Origin of the sequence: Eoetvoesiella sp. (assembly GCF_035555955.1) — a bacterium.
GTDB lineage: Bacteria > Pseudomonadota > Gammaproteobacteria > Burkholderiales > Burkholderiaceae_B > Eoetvoesia.
This window is the reverse complement of sequence record NZ_DATMGA010000045.1, coordinates 21,155-37,554: the sequence shown is the minus strand read 5'-3', so window position 1 is coordinate 37,554 and position 16,400 is coordinate 21,155. Positions and strand designations below refer to the sequence as shown.

Sequence of the window (16,400 nt, the reverse complement as noted above, 5' to 3'; positions counted from 1 at the left end):
GGGGCGCACATGAGCAAAGAAGAATTGACTGCCAGCCCCATCGGATATGCCGACTGGCTGGCTGAACTCAAGCAGCGCATCCATGCCGCGCAGCAACGCGCCACCCTTGCGGTCAATCGCGAGCTGGTGTTGCTGTACTGGCAGATCGGTCAGGACATTCTGGCGCGTCAGGCTCGCCAGGGGTGGGGCAGCAAGGTGGTGGACAGGCTGGCCCGCGATCTGCGCAATGCCTTCCCGGACATGAAAGGCTTCTCCCCGCGCAACCTCAAGTACATGCGGGCCTTTGCCGAGGCCTGGCCCGATGGCGAATTTGTGCAAGCGGTGCTTGCACAATTGCCTTGGTATCACCAGTTGGCCCTGCTGGACAAGCTTCAGACTACCGAGGAGCGGCAATGGTACGCCACGCAGGCGCTGGAGAACGGCTGGTCGCGCAACGTGCTGGTGATCCAGATCGAATCCGGCTTGCGCCAGCGTACAGGCGCGGCCATCACCAACTTCAGCCAGCACCTGCCCCGGCCGCAGTCGGATCTGGCCCGCGAGTCACTGAAAGACCCGTACCGCCTGGACTTTCTCGGTCTGGGCAAGGAGGCGCAGGAACGTGCCATCGAGGATGCGCTGGTCAAGCACGTCACCCAGTTTCTGATGGAACTGGGTGCGGGCTTTGCCTTCGTCGGACGGCAGGTGCATGTGGAAGTGGGCGACAAGGATTTCTACATCGACCTGTTGTTCTATCACCTGAAGTTGCGCTGCTATGTGGTGGTGGAGTTGAAGGCCGGGGAGTTCCAGCCCGAGTACGCGGGCAAGCTCAATTTCTACCTCAGCGCGGTGGACAGCCAGCTCAGGCACCCCAGCGACAACCCCAGCCTAGGCCTGTTGCTGTGCAAAAACCGTGACAAGGTGGTGGCTGAGTACGCCTTGCGCGACATGAACAAGCCCATCGGCGTTGCAGAGTATCAACTGGTGCAGGCCTTGCCCAAGGAACTGCAAACAGACTTGCCTCGTATCGAGGACATCGAGAGTGAATTGCGGGAGGCGGATGATGCGCCTGGGGAGGCGCAGGCATGAAGTTGAAATTCAAGACCCAGGCCTACCAGACCGCCGCCGTGCAGGCGGTGGTGGATTGCTTCAAGGGGCAGGTGCCGCATCACGGCGGCATTCGCTATCGCCTTGATCCCGGTACCCGTAAGGCGGCGCCGGCCCACCCACAAGGGGCATTGGCGCTGGAGGCCGCGCCGGATGCAGCGGCAGAGCAGGAGGCGGCTTTCCGCAATGCCGACCTCACCCTGTCGGAATCGACCCTGCTGGATAACATCCACGCCGTGCAGCGGGGGCAGAACCTGCCGCTGTCGGATGCCTTGGTCAAGACCAAGGTTGCCAAGATCAATCTCGACATCGAGATGGAAACCGGCACGGGCAAGACCTACTGCTACATCAAGACGATCTTCGAGCTGAACAAGCTGTACGGCTGGAGCAAGTTCATCATCGTCGTGCCCAGCATCGCCATCCGCGAGGGCGTGGCCAAGTCGCTGGATATCACCGCCGAGCACTTCCTGGAGACGTACCACAAGAAGGCGCGCTTCTTCATCTACAACTCCAAGCAACTGCACCACCTGGAGAGCTTCTCCTCGGACGCGGGCATCAACGTGATGGTGATCAACGTGCAGGCTTTCGCCTCACGAGGGGCAGACGCTCGCCGCATATACGGAACGCCAAGGGTGAATGCCAAAGGCGAGACTGAAATGGTCGGCTTGGATGATTTCCAATCACGTAAACCAATCGACATCATTAGCGCCAACCGCCCCATCCTGATTCTGGATGAACCGCAGAAGATGGAAGGTGCAGCCACGCTGAAATCGCTGGAAGAGTTTAAGGCGTTGGCGGTGCTGCGCTACTCGGCCACCCACAAGACCACCCACAACAAGATTCACCGGCTGGATGCGCTGGACGCCTACAACCAGAAGCTGGTGAAGAAGATCGCCGTGCGAGGCATCGCGGTGAAGGGGCTGGCGGGCACGGCGGGCTATCTATACCTGCAATCCATCGAGATTTCGAGCAAGAAGCCACCCGAGGCGCGCGTCGAGTTTGAGCAGAAGTTGGCGGGCGGTAATATCAAGCGTGTCGTTCGCAAGTTGAGCAAGGGCGACAATCTGTTTTCCGAGAAGTTTTCAAATGGCCTGGATCAATACCGCGACTACGTGGTGGCGGACATCAACGCCAACACCGACACTCTGAGCTTTACCAATGGCGTGGAGCTGACGGTCGGCGACGCCACCGGCGACGTGACCGAGGCGGCGCTGCGCCGTATCCAGATTCGGGAGGCCATCAAGGCGCATTTCGACAAGGAGCAGGTGCTGTTCCAGCAGGACGTGAAGGTGCTGACCCTGTTCTTCATCGACGAGGTGGCCAAGTACCGCGACTACGCGCAGGCGGACGAAAAAGGCGAATACGCCCGCATCTTTGAAGAGGAGTACACGCAGTACCTGAACGAGATGCTCGACCTGGACGAGACGGCCTACGTCAAGTACCTGAAAGGCATCGCGGCGGACAAGACCCACAGCGGCTACTTCTCCATCGACAAGAAGAGCAAGCGGCAGGTGGATTCGGCGGTTGCCGCGCGCGGCGAGAACGCGGGGCTGTCCGATGACGTGGACGCCTACGACCTGATCCTGAAGGATAAAGAGCGCCTGCTGTCGCTCGCTGAGCCGGTGCGTTTCATCTTCTCACACTCGGCGTTGCGCGAAGGCTGGGACACCCCGAATGTGTTCGTCATCTGCGCGCTCAAGCACAGCGACAACACCATCTCCCGCCGCCAGGAGGTGGGGCGTGGCTTGCGGCTGTCGGTCAATCAGAATGGTGACCGGATGGATCACCCGGCCACGGTGCACGATGTGAACGTGCTGACGGTAGTGGCCAGCGAGAGCTACAAAGATTTCGTGACCGCGCTGCAGAAGGACATCAGCGAGTCGCTGTCGGAACGTCCGCGCGTGGCGGACAAGGCATTCTTTACTGGCAAGATGGTGACCACGGCCACCGGCTCAGTGACTGTCACAGAAGATCAGGCGACCGACATCGAGTTCTACCTGATTCAGAACGGCTACGTCGACAAAAAGCGCAACATCACCGAGAAATACCATCAGGCCAGGAAGGATGGCACCCTGGCTGCGCTGCCGGATGAACTCGCTCCCTTGGGCGACCAAGTGTTCACGCTTGTGGATAGCGTCTTCAGCGAAAGCCAGTTGCCCGACATCGGCGACGACCGCCGCCCGAAGAAGAATCCGCTCAACGCCAACTTCGACAAGCAGGAGTTCAAGGCGCTGTGGAACCGCATCAACCGCAAGGCGGCCTACAGCGTCGACTTCGATTCGGACGAACTGGTGCAAAAGGCGATCAAGGAGCTGGACGCGGCTCTGCGCGTAACCCCGCTGCAATACACCATCCAGGCCGGCGAACAGATCGACGAGGTGACTGGCGAGGCGCTAAAGCGTGGAGATGGTTTCAAGGTTTCCGAAACAAAGACCGAATACAACAAGCAGTCGATTCATTCAGCGGTCAAGTACGACCTGATCGGCAAGCTGGCCGAAGGTACTCAATTGACTCGCCGCACGGCGGCGGAAATCCTCAAGGGTATTAACGTCGCGGTTTTTGCGCAGTTCAAGACCAACCCAGAAAGTTTCATCGCCGAAGCCACACGGCTCATCAACGAACAGAAGGCGACGGTCATCATCGAGCATCTGGCCTACGACCCGGTCGAGGACAAGTTCGATCTGGACATCTTCACCGCCGGGCAGACCAAGCAGGACTTCAGTAAGGCCGGGAACAAGCTGCAACGGCACATCTACGACTACGTGCTGACCGACTCGAACATCGAGCGTGAGTTCGTGAAAGAACTGGATACGGCCAATGAAGTGGTGGTCTATGCCAAGCTGCCGCGCGGCTTCCTGATTCCCACGCCCGTGGGTGACTACAACCCGGACTGGGCGATCAGCTTCAAGGAAGGCACGGTCAAGCACATCTACTTCGTTGCCGAAACCAAGGGTTCCATGTCCACGATGGAACTGCGCGAAATCGAAAAAACCAAGATCAAGTGCGCCCGCAAGTTTTTTGACGAGATGAATCGCCGCTACGCCCCAGAGAACGTCAAATACGACGTGGTGGATAGCTTTGGCAAGCTAATGGATATCGTGATGGACGAGGAACAGTCGTCTCAGCATGTGATGCCTACCCGATTGGTGGAAGTTCCTCGTAGGACAAAACCCTACATTAACTATCTGCTGGATGCCGTCCCTTGCTGCGAAGCTGAGGATTGGCTGGCGGGTCTGGTCTGCGATCTGGTGATTCAAAACGGTTCTCTGTCCGAGCAGGATTTGCGCATGATCCTGCTGACACAAGTGGAGGCCAATGAGTACAGCGAGGCACTAGAACAATGGCGCACGCAAGAGCGGCTGGAACGGCTGCCATTGGTCATGAGTTGGGTTAGACGTCTGTTAGCCATCCCTACCGGCCAAGCACTGGAAATACCAAGCGGCGCTGATCTCAGCAACATCCTTGGCGATGAACGTACCCGGCTGCTGGCAGGCCGTCTGCTGCAAGCCAGCAGCTACCAGCAGCAGGCCCTTGACGCACTGGCCGTAGAAAGGGAAATAAGCATCGACGCCCCGGGCCTGGGAGCGCATAAACGCGCATAAGGTGGAAGTCATGGTGACGATAGCAGCCAAAGAAGCCGGACGTACTCAACCCAGGGTGTGGGTGGAAACCCTGTGGCTCCTCGAATCGCTGGAATCGGCAACACCGTTGCGGGAAATCTCCTTGCAACGCGGCCTAAACTTGATCCTGTCGGAACCCATGGAAGGCAGCCCCGGCCACGGCGTCGGCAAGACGGCCTGTTGCCAGTTGCTGCGCTTCGTACTCGAAGATCCTCAGTGGGCGGCAGGAACTCCATTGCGCGACGAACTGTGCCACGCCGTGCCGAATGGCGCGGTGGCCGCACTTGTGCATGTGGACGGCGAAGCCTGGACGGTATTGAAACCCTGGCAACACCAGAAGCGGTACCGCGCGGCCAGAGGCGCGACCTGGCAGCAACTTGCTACCAATGAAGTCAACAACGAGCACGATGCCTATGTCCGTGCACTGGATGAAAAGCTAGCCAATATCCTGCCCGTTCGGAATCTGCCCGGCTCGAATCAGGCCATCCAATGGCAACACCTGCTGGCTTGGTGCTCCCGCGACCAGGGCAGCCGCTACCAGAGCTACTACCACTGGCGTATCGAGGGCACCGGCTTCTCCCTGCCCGCACAATCCCCGGCGTTGCTGGTGAAAATTGTGCTCGGCCTATTGACGGACGCCTCTCTCCATAACGAGTTGAAAAGCAAGGAAACCAGTCTCGGCCAATTACGCACAAAGATAGCCAGTTTGGAGCGCCGACCAGCGGACCTGCTAGCCCATGTAAAACACCAGTTGGCAACGGTATTGGGTGTAGAGGAATCTTCGCCGTTTCGCGCGGCTTCCTTGTTCGATGAAACTTCACTGCATGGGCTGGCCCAGCAACGGATCGAACAATGTACCGAGGAACTCCAGCAAAATCGCCAACGATGTGACTATCTGGAACAGGAGAGGCTGGCCGTTCTTGAGCAACAGGCGCCACTCAGGCTGCAGCAAAAAGCGCTGCAAAACCGCATCGCCCAGCTACAAGCGGCCATCAACGGCAACAATACGGAAGTTGAACGCCTGAAGAAAGAGCCAGAAGCGCTACAGGAAAAACTGCTCCTGCTCTGTGTGCCAGGCAACCGGCTGATGCGCGACTGCGATTATGTCCGCGATCGGATAGACGTCGTACAGCTCAGCTCTATCCGCGACACCAGGGAACGTCAGTGGAAGAACGAAGAATACCAATCAGAACTGAGACAACAGGAACAATTTTTGGGCGAGTTAGAACAGAGGCTGTCTCCTTTTAATGCCAGGATCGTGTCTCTGACAAGCTCATTGGATGAGAATAAAAGCCAGGAAATAACCATTCTCGGCAGAAAGAAGCATCTGGAAACAGCGATTGCAGAATACGACGACTATGAAGGCATCATTGCCAATCCGTCTGATTGGCAGGAATTGGCTGCCCTGAAAAACGACGAGGTGACACTGGGCAATGAGATCGCGCAGACTACGCTGGCCATTCATCGTCAGCAATCTCAATACGCCGAACGCAAGCAAGCCTTGAGAGACGCGGCAGATTCGATTGCAAGGAGCATCCCCGGATTTACCTGGGGAAATTTCGACTGTGACAAAACGCCGCCGTTCCATATGGGGCCGATGCATTCGACCACCTATGGCGTTCTGGAAACTCTCGCCGGAGACCTGGTTTGCCTACTGGACAGCAGCCATTCTGAAAGCAGCCATCCCGGATTTCTGTTACACGATTCGCCACGGGAAGCCGAAATGAGTGAAGTGCTACTCTGGTCGCTGCTGAAGATCGCCAAGGATAATGCCAGTACAGCCTGCCAGTATGTGGTCACCACGTCCACAGAAGCGCCCCCGGCCTTCGAGGGCTTTGTAAGAGTGCGGCTGCATAGCCGGGCGGAGGACGGTTTCCTGTTCAAGAAACGCATTGGGATGGAAGTCCGACCGCTGGATATGTAAACCGGCGTGATGGCCACATCGGTCTGCCATCAGTGGAGCGCCTATTGCCGGCGGGTGGTCAACGCCAGCATCGAAGGTGATTCCGCCCGGCTGTACTAAACGCAGCGTTCAGTGCCGCGCCCTACCTTCCGCAATACACGTCGATAATCTGTGGCCGCCCGTGCCCCAGTTCCAGACTGATACTATACCTCGTGTAGATGTCGATCTCGCGCTGTTTCTCTGACAAGGCATGGCGTGGTGGCCCGCCTGTCGCAGATGCCGCTCATCCCGTCAGCGCTTCATACCCAAACGACGCCAAACGACGAGTCCCTTACTGCTCGTCAAATCTGCCGGCGGCAAGCTCCGGCGGTGAAGCAAGCCGCATGGCGTGATCGCGCACATCGCGGGGCCATGCGGCGATGAGGTTCCGAACCCTGGGCAGTTCATTGGCGAAAAGCGCTCGCGTCGCCTCTTCGAAGCCGGGCAGATCGCCCGCGATGGCCTGCATGAAGTGAAAGGCCCGCTCTTGCGCCAGGCGAATTCGGTCTTTCTCGCTGTTGGCTCGCCGTGCTTCCTCGACCAGCTTTCTCAAGGCTACAGAGGCTCCGCCGGGTTGTCTGGCAAGCCACTCCCAGTGGCGGGGAAGCAGCGTCACTTCGCGTGGAACCACGCCTAGCTTCGGGCGCCCACGGCCTCTGGGGCCGGTGGGCTCTGATGCGTCGCGCTGGCCGGAGAGCTCCGCCTCGGCGAGTGCTGCGGCAGTCAGTCGGGCAACAATCGCCTCATCCGAGCCCCGGGTATCAATATCGACTGAACGGCCAGTCGCATCTTCGAAGATCAGAACGGGGCCGGCCGTGCCGCTCTCACGCGCTCGCTTGACTGCCAAGGCATTTGCTTGCAGGGATCCTGTGGCGATGAGTCGATGACCATCGAAACTTGTGTAGGACTTGGGGAGTGGTTCATTCATGGACAGACGCGCTCATCGGTGGATGTTTATGGGATGTGTGGAGTACTTAGCTGAATATTACCCGGATAAAAATTAATAGTCAATAATACCCGGGCCTAAATTAGGCGAGCCAGTTTGTAGGGGGCTGGGCGTGTCTGATGCATGGGCAGAGGCACGCCGCATTCGCTTGGGGCGTGGGGTCTCACAGCATTTTTATCCATATTTTTGATAACTCAAAATAATAAATAATCTATGATTGCTTTCTGTTTGTTTGAATAAGTATTTATTTTTAAAATAATTTTTTATAAAATTAACCATTAAAAAGACGTATCGGGAAACTACTTATTTGACTTATCAATTCATAGATTTATCATGGCGGCATATCATGGAAGAAAGCTCGTCCGCGGCTGGAGTTCCGTGGCCGAATTGCATGCAGGAGATAAATCATGTTGAGCGAAGAGAAAAACAGGCTGTTGACGCAGGTGGGGCCGGGCACGCCCATGGGGGATTACCTGCGCCGGTATTGGCATCCCATTGCCGGGGTCAGCGAGTTCGAAGACCGCGACACCAAGCCGGTGCGCATCATGGGCGAAGACCTGGTGCTGTACCGCGACCTTGGCGGCAACTACGGGCTGGTCGACCGCCATTGCCCGCACCGCCGGGCCGACATGTCGTACGGCTATGTGGAAAAAGAAGGCATACGCTGCAGCTACCATGGCTGGCAGTACGATGTCGCCGGCCAGTGCACGCACCAGCCGTTCGAAGAAATGATGGATCCTCAGGCCCGCATGCGCAAGCAAACCCGCATCAAGGCCTATCCCGTAAAGGCCAAGGCCGGCATGCTGTGGGCCTACATGGGCCCGGCGCCGGCGCCGGAACTGCCCGACTGGGACCTGTTCAATTTCGAGAACGGGTTCGCCCAGGCGATTTTCGCCGAGCTGCCCTGCAACTGGTTCCAATGTCAGGAAAACTCCATCGACCCGGTGCATTTCGAATGGACGCACAATAACTGGATGACGCGGATGTCGGGCTCCCTGGGGCCTTACGTGCCGACCCACACCAGGCTGGATTTCCAGGAATTCGATTACGGCTTCATCTATCGGCGCCTGCGCGGCACCGAGGACGAAAGCAACGTCATGTGGACGGTCGGGCGCGTCACGCTATGGCCCAACGGGTTCTACCTGGGCCACCATTTCGAATGGCGAGTGCCCATCGATGACGAAAACACCTTGAGTGTGCTTTGGGTGTTCAGCAAGGTTCCCAAGGAGCAGGAGCCTTATGTGCAGAAAAGCATTCCCTCCTGGCATGGCCCGGTCAAGGATCCCGAAACCGGCCGATGGATCACCAGCCACGTGGCCAACCAGGATTTCGTCGCCTGGGCGGGGCAGGGCGTCATCACCGACCGCACGCAAGAGCGCCTGGGGCAAAGCGACAAAGGCATCGTCATGATGCGCCAGCGCTTCTTCCGCGAGCTCGAGGAAATGCGCACGACTCCCGACTTCGTTCCCAAAGGGCTGATCCTCGACCCCGAGCAGAACCGCGACGTCAAGCTGCCATCGGCCTGCTGGGAAGAACTCAAGCACGGCCTGCCCCGCGAGCAGTTGGCGACGCATCCTCTGCTTGGTTCATATCTGGGGGAGTTTTTCGGCCAGGCTGGCCAGCCGGAGTCCGTGCGGCTGGCCTTTGAGCAGGCCATCGGACAGAAAATAGAGCGATCCACGACCTTCAAGGTGCACGGCAGCAGGCAAGAAGAGCACGCCTGAGTCAAAAGGGTGCGCCTGCGTCCAACGCAAGGTGCACTAGCGGCGCCCGGCCCACGCGCTCATCCGGCGAACGGCTGGTCGCCGTTCGGCCGGCCCGTTTACCGCAGCGCAGCTTGCATCAAACTTCGACTCGTCCGAAAATTGAGACGTCTGAAGAGCGTTGGAGGACTGCATGCGAGTCCTGGTTATTGGCGGTACGGGTTTTATCGGGCGGCATGTGGTGGCTCGTCTCAGCAAGGCGGATCATGCGGTCATTGTGCCCACGCGCCGCTATCAGCACGGCCGCGACTTGCTGGTCTATCCGGGGCTGAATCTCATTGGCGCCGATATTCATAACGACCAGGCGCTCGAGGCGCTGCTTGGCGAAGTCGACGCGGTCATCAATCTTGCGGGAATCCTGCACAGCCGCCCCGGGCGGCCCTACGGGTCCGATTTCAAACTCGTCCACGTCGATCTGCCCCGGCGCATTGCGGCGGCCTGCCGCAGGCTGGGCGTGAAGCGCCTGCTGCATGTCAGTGCACTGGGGGCCAGCGCAGAGGGCCCCAGCGGCTATCTGCGCTCCAAGGCGGATGGCGAGGCGGCCGTCCTGGCCGAGTTCGCCGCCTATCCCGATGGAGCCTGCACCGTGTTCCGGCCGTCGGTGGTGTTTGGCCCCGAAGACAATTTCATGAATATGTTTGCACGCCTGGCGCGCTGGATGCCGCTCATTCCGCTGGCGCGCTCGCAGGCGCGCTTGCAGCCCGTGTACGTGGGCGATGTGGCCAGCGCCATCGTGGGGGCTCTTGGCAATTCGCGCACGTATGGGCGAACGTATTCGCTGGCGGGCTTTGCCGATTACTCGCTGGGCGAGCTGGTGGAGCTGGCCGCCCGTTGGTCGGGCCATCCGCGGCGCGTGCTGCCCATCCCCACGTTCCTGGGGCGTTTGCAGGCTTTCGTGTTCGAATGCCTGCCGGGCGAACCGCTATTGTCGCGCGACAATCTGGATTCGCTTGCGATAGACAACGTTTGCGACGTGCCCATGGCGCCCGAGCTGGGCAGCGTCCCCTTGCCGCTGGAATCCGTGGCCCCCGCCTACCTGGCCCGCCAGGGCAAGGCGCTGGTGCATCTATAACCGCTTGTCAGCGCCTGTATTCGGTGCGGCGGCTGTCACTTGCCCCGGAAATACTTGTCGGTCTGCATATTGAATCGCGTGGCGGCTTCCAGAATGGCCTGCCTGAACCATTGGTGCGTCGGCAAGTTGCCGCTGCGCTGGTGCCAGCTCAGATAGACGACCACGTCGGGAACCGAGAAAGGCAAGGGCTGGGTTGCCAGCAATCCGTGCGAATAAGGAGGGGTGGTAAAGCGGGCGGGCAATACCGTGATCAGATCGGTATCGCGCAATATGGTCGTCACGATGGAAAACTGGTTGATGGACAGGCTGACATTGCGTTTTAGCCCGCGATTGTCCAGGGCGGTGTCGATGATGCCGGGCATTTCGTCGTCTCCCGGTGCATTGATGGCGATTTGAGGCGCTTCGCAAAAAGCGGCCAGCGACAGCTTGCTCTTCAGCAAAGGGTGATCGCACCGCGCGGCGGCCACAAGGGCATCCGACCACAGCGGCATGGACTGCACGATGGAAGCTCGCGGCGGATGGATGCTGATGACGAAATCAATTTCTCCACGCATGAGCCGGGCGCCTGTAACCGTAGGGTCATCGGGAACGAAGAACATGGTGGCCAGCGGCGCCTGGCTGTGAACGCACTGGTGCAGATGCGGAGTCAGGAGCGCTGCCGTGATGTCGGTCATGGCGATGCGAAACCGCATTCTCGTGCTGGCGGCATCGAAGTGCCGAGGCTGCACGGCGTCCTGCAGTTCTTCCAAAGACTGATGAATGCGGGGCCATAGCGATATGGCCTTGGGCGTAGGCTGCACGCCTTTCGCCGCCTTCACGAACAACTGATCCTGAAATTGCCGGCGCAGCCGGTTCAGCGCATTGCTGACGGCGGACTGGGTCATGTCCAGCCGCTCGGCGGCGCGGGTGACGTGGCGCTCGGTCATGACCATGTCGAACACATTCAGCAGGTTCAGATCCAGCCTGGTTCGGGCTGGGGGAGGAGGCGGCTTGGAGCCCTTGGAGGTGTTCATGCTGGGTTCATATCATCACTATCAGTGATTACGATTATACGATTTTCAGTATTTATCAATAACGTACGGGGGCATACAGTAGCACGCATGTTTCAGGAGGAGTTATTTCATGAGTGCTGTTTACGACGTTGCCATCGTGGGTTATGGGCCTGCCGGCGAAGTCCTGGCGTCTACCCTGGGCGCGGCGGGAGTCAATGTGGTTGTGGTGGAGCGCTGGCCTGCGCCTTACCCCTTGCCGCGGCTGACCACATTGGATGGAGAGGTGTGCCGCATCGTTCAGGCAACCAGCCAAAACATCGATGCCGCATTCGAGGCCACGTTGGTGCAGACATCGTGCAACTTCGTGGATGCCGAGGGCGAGCCGGTGTTGGTCGTGCCGTTTCCGGGGACGCTGGGTGGGTGGCCGTCGCGGGTTTCCATGTTCCAGCCGGATTTCGAGAAGGCCATTGCCGACAAGGTCGATGCCATGCCCAATGTCGAGCTGTTGCGCGGCTGGGAAGCGAACGAGCTATGGCAGGACGATGAACGTGTGCATTTGTCCATCGTGCCGCATGGCCGCAGCGGCAGCGGCGACGAAGCCAGGCCGCGCACCATCCAGGCCCGATACCTGGTCGCGACGGACGGTGCCCGCAGCTTTGTACGCAGCGCATTGGGAATCGGCGTCAAAGACTACAACCTGCACGAACGCTGGCTCAATTTCGACGCGACGCATCTGCGCCCCATCCCCGAGCATTTGATGGCATTGCGGATATTCATGGACCCCGAGCGCCCGCACATGTACATGCCCATCGGCAAGCGAGGGCTGCGCATGGAGTTTCGCGTCATGGAGGGCGAAACGGATGAACAGATGAGCGATCCCGCCGTAGCCTGGGAGTTCATGGAGCGCAAGTACGGACTGGGCCCCCAGGATGTCAGGCTGATGCGCCAGGTGGTGTATCACTATCGTTCCCGTATCGCCACCGAGTGGCGGGCAGGCCGGATTTTTCTGGCCGGCGATGCGGCGCACACCATGCCGCCGTACATGGGGCAGGGCGCCTGCGCGGCCATGCGCGATGCGCGGAACCTGGGCTGGAAGCTGAACGAGGTTCTTGCGGGACGCAGCGCCGAGGCCTTGCTGGATGAGTATCGTGTTGAGCGCGAACCGCATGTTACCGGCATGGTTCTGGGCTCCGACAAGTTGTCGCGCTCCGTGAATATTACGGATGCCGAGGCGGCCAGGCAAAGAGACCGCGCCATGCGCAGCGTGGGCGAGCAGTCCGCCGACCTTCCCCCGCTCGTCGCCGGCGTGCTGCATCACAAGGACGATGGCGGCATTGCCGAGCTGGCAGGAACCTTTTCCCCGCAGGGTCGCTTGCGGCGCCGGGGCGTCGAGGCGCGCGGCGACGACATTCTGGGCGGCGGCTTCCAGCTTTGGTGCCGCCGGGATCCCGCCGAGGCCCTGGGCCAGGCCGAGCTGGATTGGCTGGATGAACTGGGATGTTCGTTTGCCGTGCTGGAACAGGCGGATTCCGCGCATGCCGTCGAGGATGTCGAGGGGGTTTATGGCGAGTACCTTGACCGTCATGCGGTGGATGCCGTGCTGGTGCGGCCCGACTTTTACGTGTTCGGCGCCGTGCGTGCCAACGGCTTGAAGGCGCTGGTACGCGAGCTGGCCGAGCGCCTGCGCAGCAAGTCCAGCCTGATCGGCGCATCGGCGCGTTAATCAAGGAGCATTGCCATGAGTTTCAATGTTGGCGGCTTGCGCCGCGAGCAGCCTTTCCGTATACGGCGCATAGGCCATTTTGGCTACCACACCCCGGATCTTTCCGGAACCATAGATTTCCTGACCAGCAAGCTGGGCCTGGTGCTCAGCGATGTCGACGACTTCACCTCCCGCATGCCGGAGCTGCCCAAGGAGCATGCCCTGGGCTATTTCCTGCGCTGCGGTACGGATCACCACACCATCGTGGTGGGCAGCCAGATGCTGGTCGACACCCGCGAGCCCGATCGCAAAGGCGCTGTCGTCGGACAGGTTTCGTGGCAGGTGGGCAGCTTGCAGGAAGTCGTGGATGGTGTGGATTTTCTTGACCGGAGCACCCGGATCCGGCGTGTGGGCCGCGATGCGCCAGGCTCCAACTGGCACGCCTACGCTTACGACCCAGACGGCTATATCCATGAGGTGTTCTACGGCATGGAGCAGATAGGCTGGGACGGCCGCAGCAAACCCGCGACGATGTACGGCCGCGCCTTCCATACCTGCCCCGAGCTGCCGCAGATTTCCGAGCATCAGGAAGTGGACGATGCGTTGGCGCGCGATGGCGCGGGCGGTGGCTATCGCCCCGGCAACGACGTCGAGGCGGCCTTCGAGGTCGATGGCATCTTGATGGCGCGCCCCTTCAAGCTGACCCGTCTCGCCCGCATTGCCTTGTTCGTCGCCGATCCGGAAAGCTCTCTTGCTTTCTACCGCGACGTGCTTGGCCTGACTGTCACGCAGCGCGTCAAGATCAAAGGGCATGAAGGGATTTTCCTGCGCGCGGACAACGAGCACCACACCCTGGCGATTTATCCATCGGCCCTGCGGGATGAACTGAACTGCGCGGCGGCGATCGGGTTTTCCGTCGCGACCTATCGTCAATTGCAAGACGCCCGGGGCTTCCTGGAGGAGCAGGGTGTCGCCATCCTGGATTTGCCCGCCGAATTGTCGCCCGGAGTGCGTTATGGATTCTGGGTGCAGGGGCCGGATCGAATAGCAATCCAGATTTTTTACGGCATGGATTGCGTTGACCGCAACGGCGATGCGCCAAGTCCCGCCACGCTGCCCCTGCCTTTCGATAGCTGGCCGGAAACCATCGAGCATGGTGGCCCGGCATGGTTTGAACCGCCCTTCATGGGGCCCTTGGCTTAAAGGAATATAGAGATGCCTTATATCGATGTGCCCGGCGCGCGCTTGCGCTATGACGTCAGCGGGGAAGGGCCCCTGCTTGTGTTCGTGCATGGCGCCGGGGCGAACGCGACGGTGTTTTTCCAACAGGTGGAACACTTCAGTAAAAAGTATCGCGTCATTTGCCTGGACATGCGCGGTTTCGGGGGTTCCAGGGCGGATCCCTCCACCTTTCATCCTCGTCAGTTCAGCGAAGATCTGGCGCGAGTGCTGGATATCGAAGCCGACGGGCCGGTGGCGGCGGTGTGCCAGTCCATGGGGGCGTGGTCGGGGCTGCCTTTGGCCGTGCGCGAGCCCGAGCGCTTTGCCGCCCTGGTGTTGTCGGGGTCTCCGACCCCTGCGTATGGACCGCATCACAAGACGCTGGAGGTGGTTTCCGAGAGATTCCGCCGCGTCGCGGCCGGCGAGACCGTGCCGCCCCAGGACTTGGGGTTCAGTGAAAGCTTCGTCAACGAGCGCCCCGAGATGATCGCGTTGTACCAGATGCTGGCGCGCATGAATCAAAAGCTTGATCTTTCCACCATCACCGATCCCGAACTGCGCCTCATGCCCGATGACTTCAAGGGCTACAAGGTCCCCACCTTGGTCATGAGCGGTGTGCAGAACAAGTTGCTGGGCAGTGAAACCCACCTGATTGCCGCCAGCTGCATTCCGGGGGCGCAAACCTACACCTTTACAGAGTCCGGGCATTCCACGTACTTCGAAGAGCCCGCGCATTACAACCGCGTCATCGACGACTTCCTGGGGGCCAACCACTATGCATAGCAAACTTTCGCTTAGCCTGGAAGACGCTCGGTGGTTGTGCGCCGCGGCGCAGGCTGCGGCCGCCGACCTCGGGCTTCCGGTGTCCATTGCGGTGGTCGATTCGACCACGTACATGCAGGCCATGGCGCGCATGGACGGAGCGCCGCTGATGAGCGCCCAGGGCGCCTTCGACAAGGCGCGCAGCGCAGCCGAGGGCGGCCATCCCACGACTTTTTTCGAGAAGCCGCTTAACGAGGGCCGGTTCTCGATGGTGACCATGCCGCATACGCCCGTGGAGGGCGGGGTGCCGGTATTCGTACTGGAGCAGTGCGTCGGCGCCGTGGGCGTTGCCGGTGGGCCGCCCCATCTGGACGCGAAGATCGCCGAAATGGCGATTGCGGCCTTTGTGGCAAAAACAGGAGAAACACGATGAAGTTATTGAGTTACCGGGTGGGCGGCGGCACGTCCAGTTGGGGGGCCGTGGTTGACGGCGGTATCGTCGATCTGGCAAAGCGCAGCGGCCATGCTGCGTTGCTTGACGCCCTGGAGGCCAATGCCTTGCCGGCATTGCCCGAATTGGTGGCGAATGCCGCGCCCGAGCATGGCCTGGACGATGTCGAGCTTTTGCCTGTCGTGCCGAACCCCCCCAAGATTTTCTGCATCGGCACCAATTATCACGACCACCGTATTGAAACAGAGCGTGAAGTCCCGGAAAAACCCGTGGTGTTTGCACGTTTCGCAAACTCCCAGGTTGGCCATGGGCAGCCGCTGCGACGCCCCGCCGAGTCCGGGCAGTTCGACTTTGAAGGTGAAATTGCCGTGATCATCGGGCGGCGCGGGCGCCGGGTTTCCGAAGCCGATGCCTGGTCTTATATCGCGGGCTATGCGCCGTATTGCGATGGAACCGTTCGGGACTGGCAGCGCCACACACATCAATGGACGCCCGGCAAGAACTTTCCCGCCACCGGTGGCTTCGGCCCGTGGATGGTGACGCGCGACGCAATCGCCGATGGGGCGGACCTGAGCCTGGTCACGCGCCTGAACGGCGTGGAGGTTCAGCGTTCCAGCGCCGATCTGATGATCTTCTCGATTCCCGCGCTTATTTCGTATTGCTCCAGGTTTACCGAGCTGGAACCCGGCGACGTGATCGTCACGGGCACGCCAGGAGGCGTGGGCGGCAAGCGCAAGCCCCCGCTGTGGATGAAGCCGGGCGACGTACTGGAGGTCGAAGTTGGCCAGGTGGGAACGTTGCGCAATCCAATCGCTGAAGAGCAAGCCTGACGTGCAGGAATGCCAG

The 16,400-nt window shown here is 60.1% G+C and carries 12 protein-coding genes; 10 read left to right on the top strand and 2 right to left on the bottom strand.

Features of this window, described 5'->3' with window-relative positions; translation table 11 throughout:
* Nucleotides 1–9 precede the first annotated feature (9 nt).
* From VNT00_RS11855 to VNT00_RS11845, 3 genes are read left to right on the top strand one after another with little or no spacing between them, the layout of a single operon-like run.
* Nucleotides 10–1,065 (top strand): PDDEXK nuclease domain-containing protein, encoded by a 1,056-nt coding sequence (locus VNT00_RS11855; RefSeq protein WP_325587699.1) that lies wholly within the window; start codon nt 10–12, stop codon nt 1,063–1,065.
* Nucleotides 1,062–4,685 carry a type III restriction-modification system endonuclease gene (locus tag VNT00_RS11850; RefSeq protein ID WP_325587697.1) on the top strand — a complete coding sequence of 1,208 codons (3,624 nt, stop codon included), beginning with the start codon at nt 1,062–1,064 and terminating at the stop codon, nt 4,683–4,685. The genes VNT00_RS11855 and VNT00_RS11850 overlap by 4 nt, the downstream gene beginning before the upstream one ends.
* 10 nt (nt 4,686–4,695) lie before the next feature.
* Nucleotides 4,696–6,627: a hypothetical protein gene (locus tag VNT00_RS11845; protein ID WP_325587695.1), complete on the top strand. Its 1,932-nt coding sequence runs from the start codon at nt 4,696–4,698 to the stop codon at nt 6,625–6,627.
* 310 nt (nt 6,628–6,937) lie between these two features.
* On the opposite strand, the gene VNT00_RS11840 is transcribed toward VNT00_RS11845, so the two are convergent.
* Entirely contained in the window at nt 6,938–7,573 is a 636-nt protein-coding gene (locus VNT00_RS11840; protein WP_325587693.1) for a DUF2239 family protein, read from the bottom strand.
* A gap of 425 nt (nt 7,574–7,998) precedes the next feature.
* On the opposite strand from VNT00_RS11840, the gene VNT00_RS11835 reads away from it, so the two are divergent.
* On the top strand, nt 7,999–9,315 hold the full coding sequence (locus VNT00_RS11835) for an aromatic ring-hydroxylating dioxygenase subunit alpha (protein ID WP_325587691.1): 1,317 nt from the start codon (nt 7,999–8,001) through the stop codon (nt 9,313–9,315).
* Nucleotides 9,316–9,487: 172 nt separating this feature from the next.
* Nucleotides 9,488–10,426, top strand: a complete 939-nt coding sequence (locus VNT00_RS11830; protein WP_325587689.1) for a complex I NDUFA9 subunit family protein — start codon at nt 9,488–9,490, stop codon at nt 10,424–10,426.
* Between the two features lie 35 nt (nt 10,427–10,461).
* Here the strand turns inward: VNT00_RS11830 and VNT00_RS11825 are convergent, their stop codons facing one another.
* Nucleotides 10,462–11,439, bottom strand: a complete 978-nt coding sequence (locus tag VNT00_RS11825; protein WP_325587687.1) for a LysR family transcriptional regulator — start codon at nt 11,437–11,439, stop codon at nt 10,462–10,464.
* A 109-nt stretch (nt 11,440–11,548) separates the two neighbouring features.
* On the opposite strand from VNT00_RS11825, the gene VNT00_RS11820 reads away from it, so the two are divergent.
* Genes VNT00_RS11820 through VNT00_RS11800 form a run of 5 tightly spaced genes read left to right on the top strand, consistent with a single transcriptional unit; the run spans nt 11,549 to nt 16,384 of the window.
* Nucleotides 11,549–13,141: a bifunctional 3-(3-hydroxy-phenyl)propionate/3-hydroxycinnamic acid hydroxylase gene (locus VNT00_RS11820; protein WP_325587685.1), complete on the top strand. Its 1,593-nt coding sequence runs from the start codon at nt 11,549–11,551 to the stop codon at nt 13,139–13,141.
* 15 nt (nt 13,142–13,156) lie between these two features.
* Nucleotides 13,157–14,323, top strand: coding sequence for a VOC family protein (locus VNT00_RS11815; RefSeq protein WP_325587683.1), 1,167 nt, complete (start codon nt 13,157–13,159; stop codon nt 14,321–14,323).
* A 12-nt stretch (nt 14,324–14,335) separates the two neighbouring features.
* Entirely contained in the window at nt 14,336–15,124 is a 789-nt protein-coding gene (locus VNT00_RS11810) for an alpha/beta fold hydrolase (RefSeq protein ID WP_325587681.1), read from the top strand.
* Complete coding sequence (locus VNT00_RS11805) at nt 15,117–15,536, top strand: GlcG/HbpS family heme-binding protein (RefSeq protein WP_325587679.1); 420 nt, start codon at nt 15,117–15,119, stop codon at nt 15,534–15,536. The genes VNT00_RS11810 and VNT00_RS11805 overlap by 8 nt, the downstream gene beginning before the upstream one ends.
* Nucleotides 15,533–16,384, top strand: coding sequence for a fumarylacetoacetate hydrolase family protein (locus VNT00_RS11800; RefSeq protein WP_325587677.1), 852 nt, complete (start codon nt 15,533–15,535; stop codon nt 16,382–16,384). Before VNT00_RS11805 ends, VNT00_RS11800 begins: the two co-directional genes overlap by 4 nt.
* The last annotated feature ends 16 nt before the right edge of the window (nt 16,385–16,400 follow it).

Coding starts and splice junctions, on each gene's coding strand:
- VNT00_RS11825 (WP_325587687.1), bottom strand. CDS start 11,439: ATGAACACCTCCAAGGGCTCCAAGCCGCCTCCTCCCCCAGCCCGAACC.
- VNT00_RS11850 (WP_325587697.1), top strand. CDS start 1,062: ATGAAGTTGAAATTCAAGACCCAGGCCTACCAGACCGCCGCCGTGCAG.
- VNT00_RS11840 (WP_325587693.1), bottom strand. CDS start 7,573: ATGAATGAACCACTCCCCAAGTCCTACACAAGTTTCGATGGTCATCGA.
- VNT00_RS11815 (WP_325587683.1), top strand. CDS start 13,157: ATGAGTTTCAATGTTGGCGGCTTGCGCCGCGAGCAGCCTTTCCGTATA.
- VNT00_RS11800 (WP_325587677.1), top strand. CDS start 15,533: ATGAAGTTATTGAGTTACCGGGTGGGCGGCGGCACGTCCAGTTGGGGG.
- VNT00_RS11810 (WP_325587681.1), top strand. CDS start 14,336: ATGCCTTATATCGATGTGCCCGGCGCGCGCTTGCGCTATGACGTCAGC.
- VNT00_RS11805 (WP_325587679.1), top strand. CDS start 15,117: ATGCATAGCAAACTTTCGCTTAGCCTGGAAGACGCTCGGTGGTTGTGC.
- VNT00_RS11855 (WP_325587699.1), top strand. CDS start 10: ATGAGCAAAGAAGAATTGACTGCCAGCCCCATCGGATATGCCGACTGG.
- VNT00_RS11830 (WP_325587689.1), top strand. CDS start 9,488: ATGCGAGTCCTGGTTATTGGCGGTACGGGTTTTATCGGGCGGCATGTG.
- VNT00_RS11845 (WP_325587695.1), top strand. CDS start 4,696: ATGGTGACGATAGCAGCCAAAGAAGCCGGACGTACTCAACCCAGGGTG.
- VNT00_RS11835 (WP_325587691.1), top strand. CDS start 7,999: ATGTTGAGCGAAGAGAAAAACAGGCTGTTGACGCAGGTGGGGCCGGGC.
- VNT00_RS11820 (WP_325587685.1), top strand. CDS start 11,549: ATGAGTGCTGTTTACGACGTTGCCATCGTGGGTTATGGGCCTGCCGGC.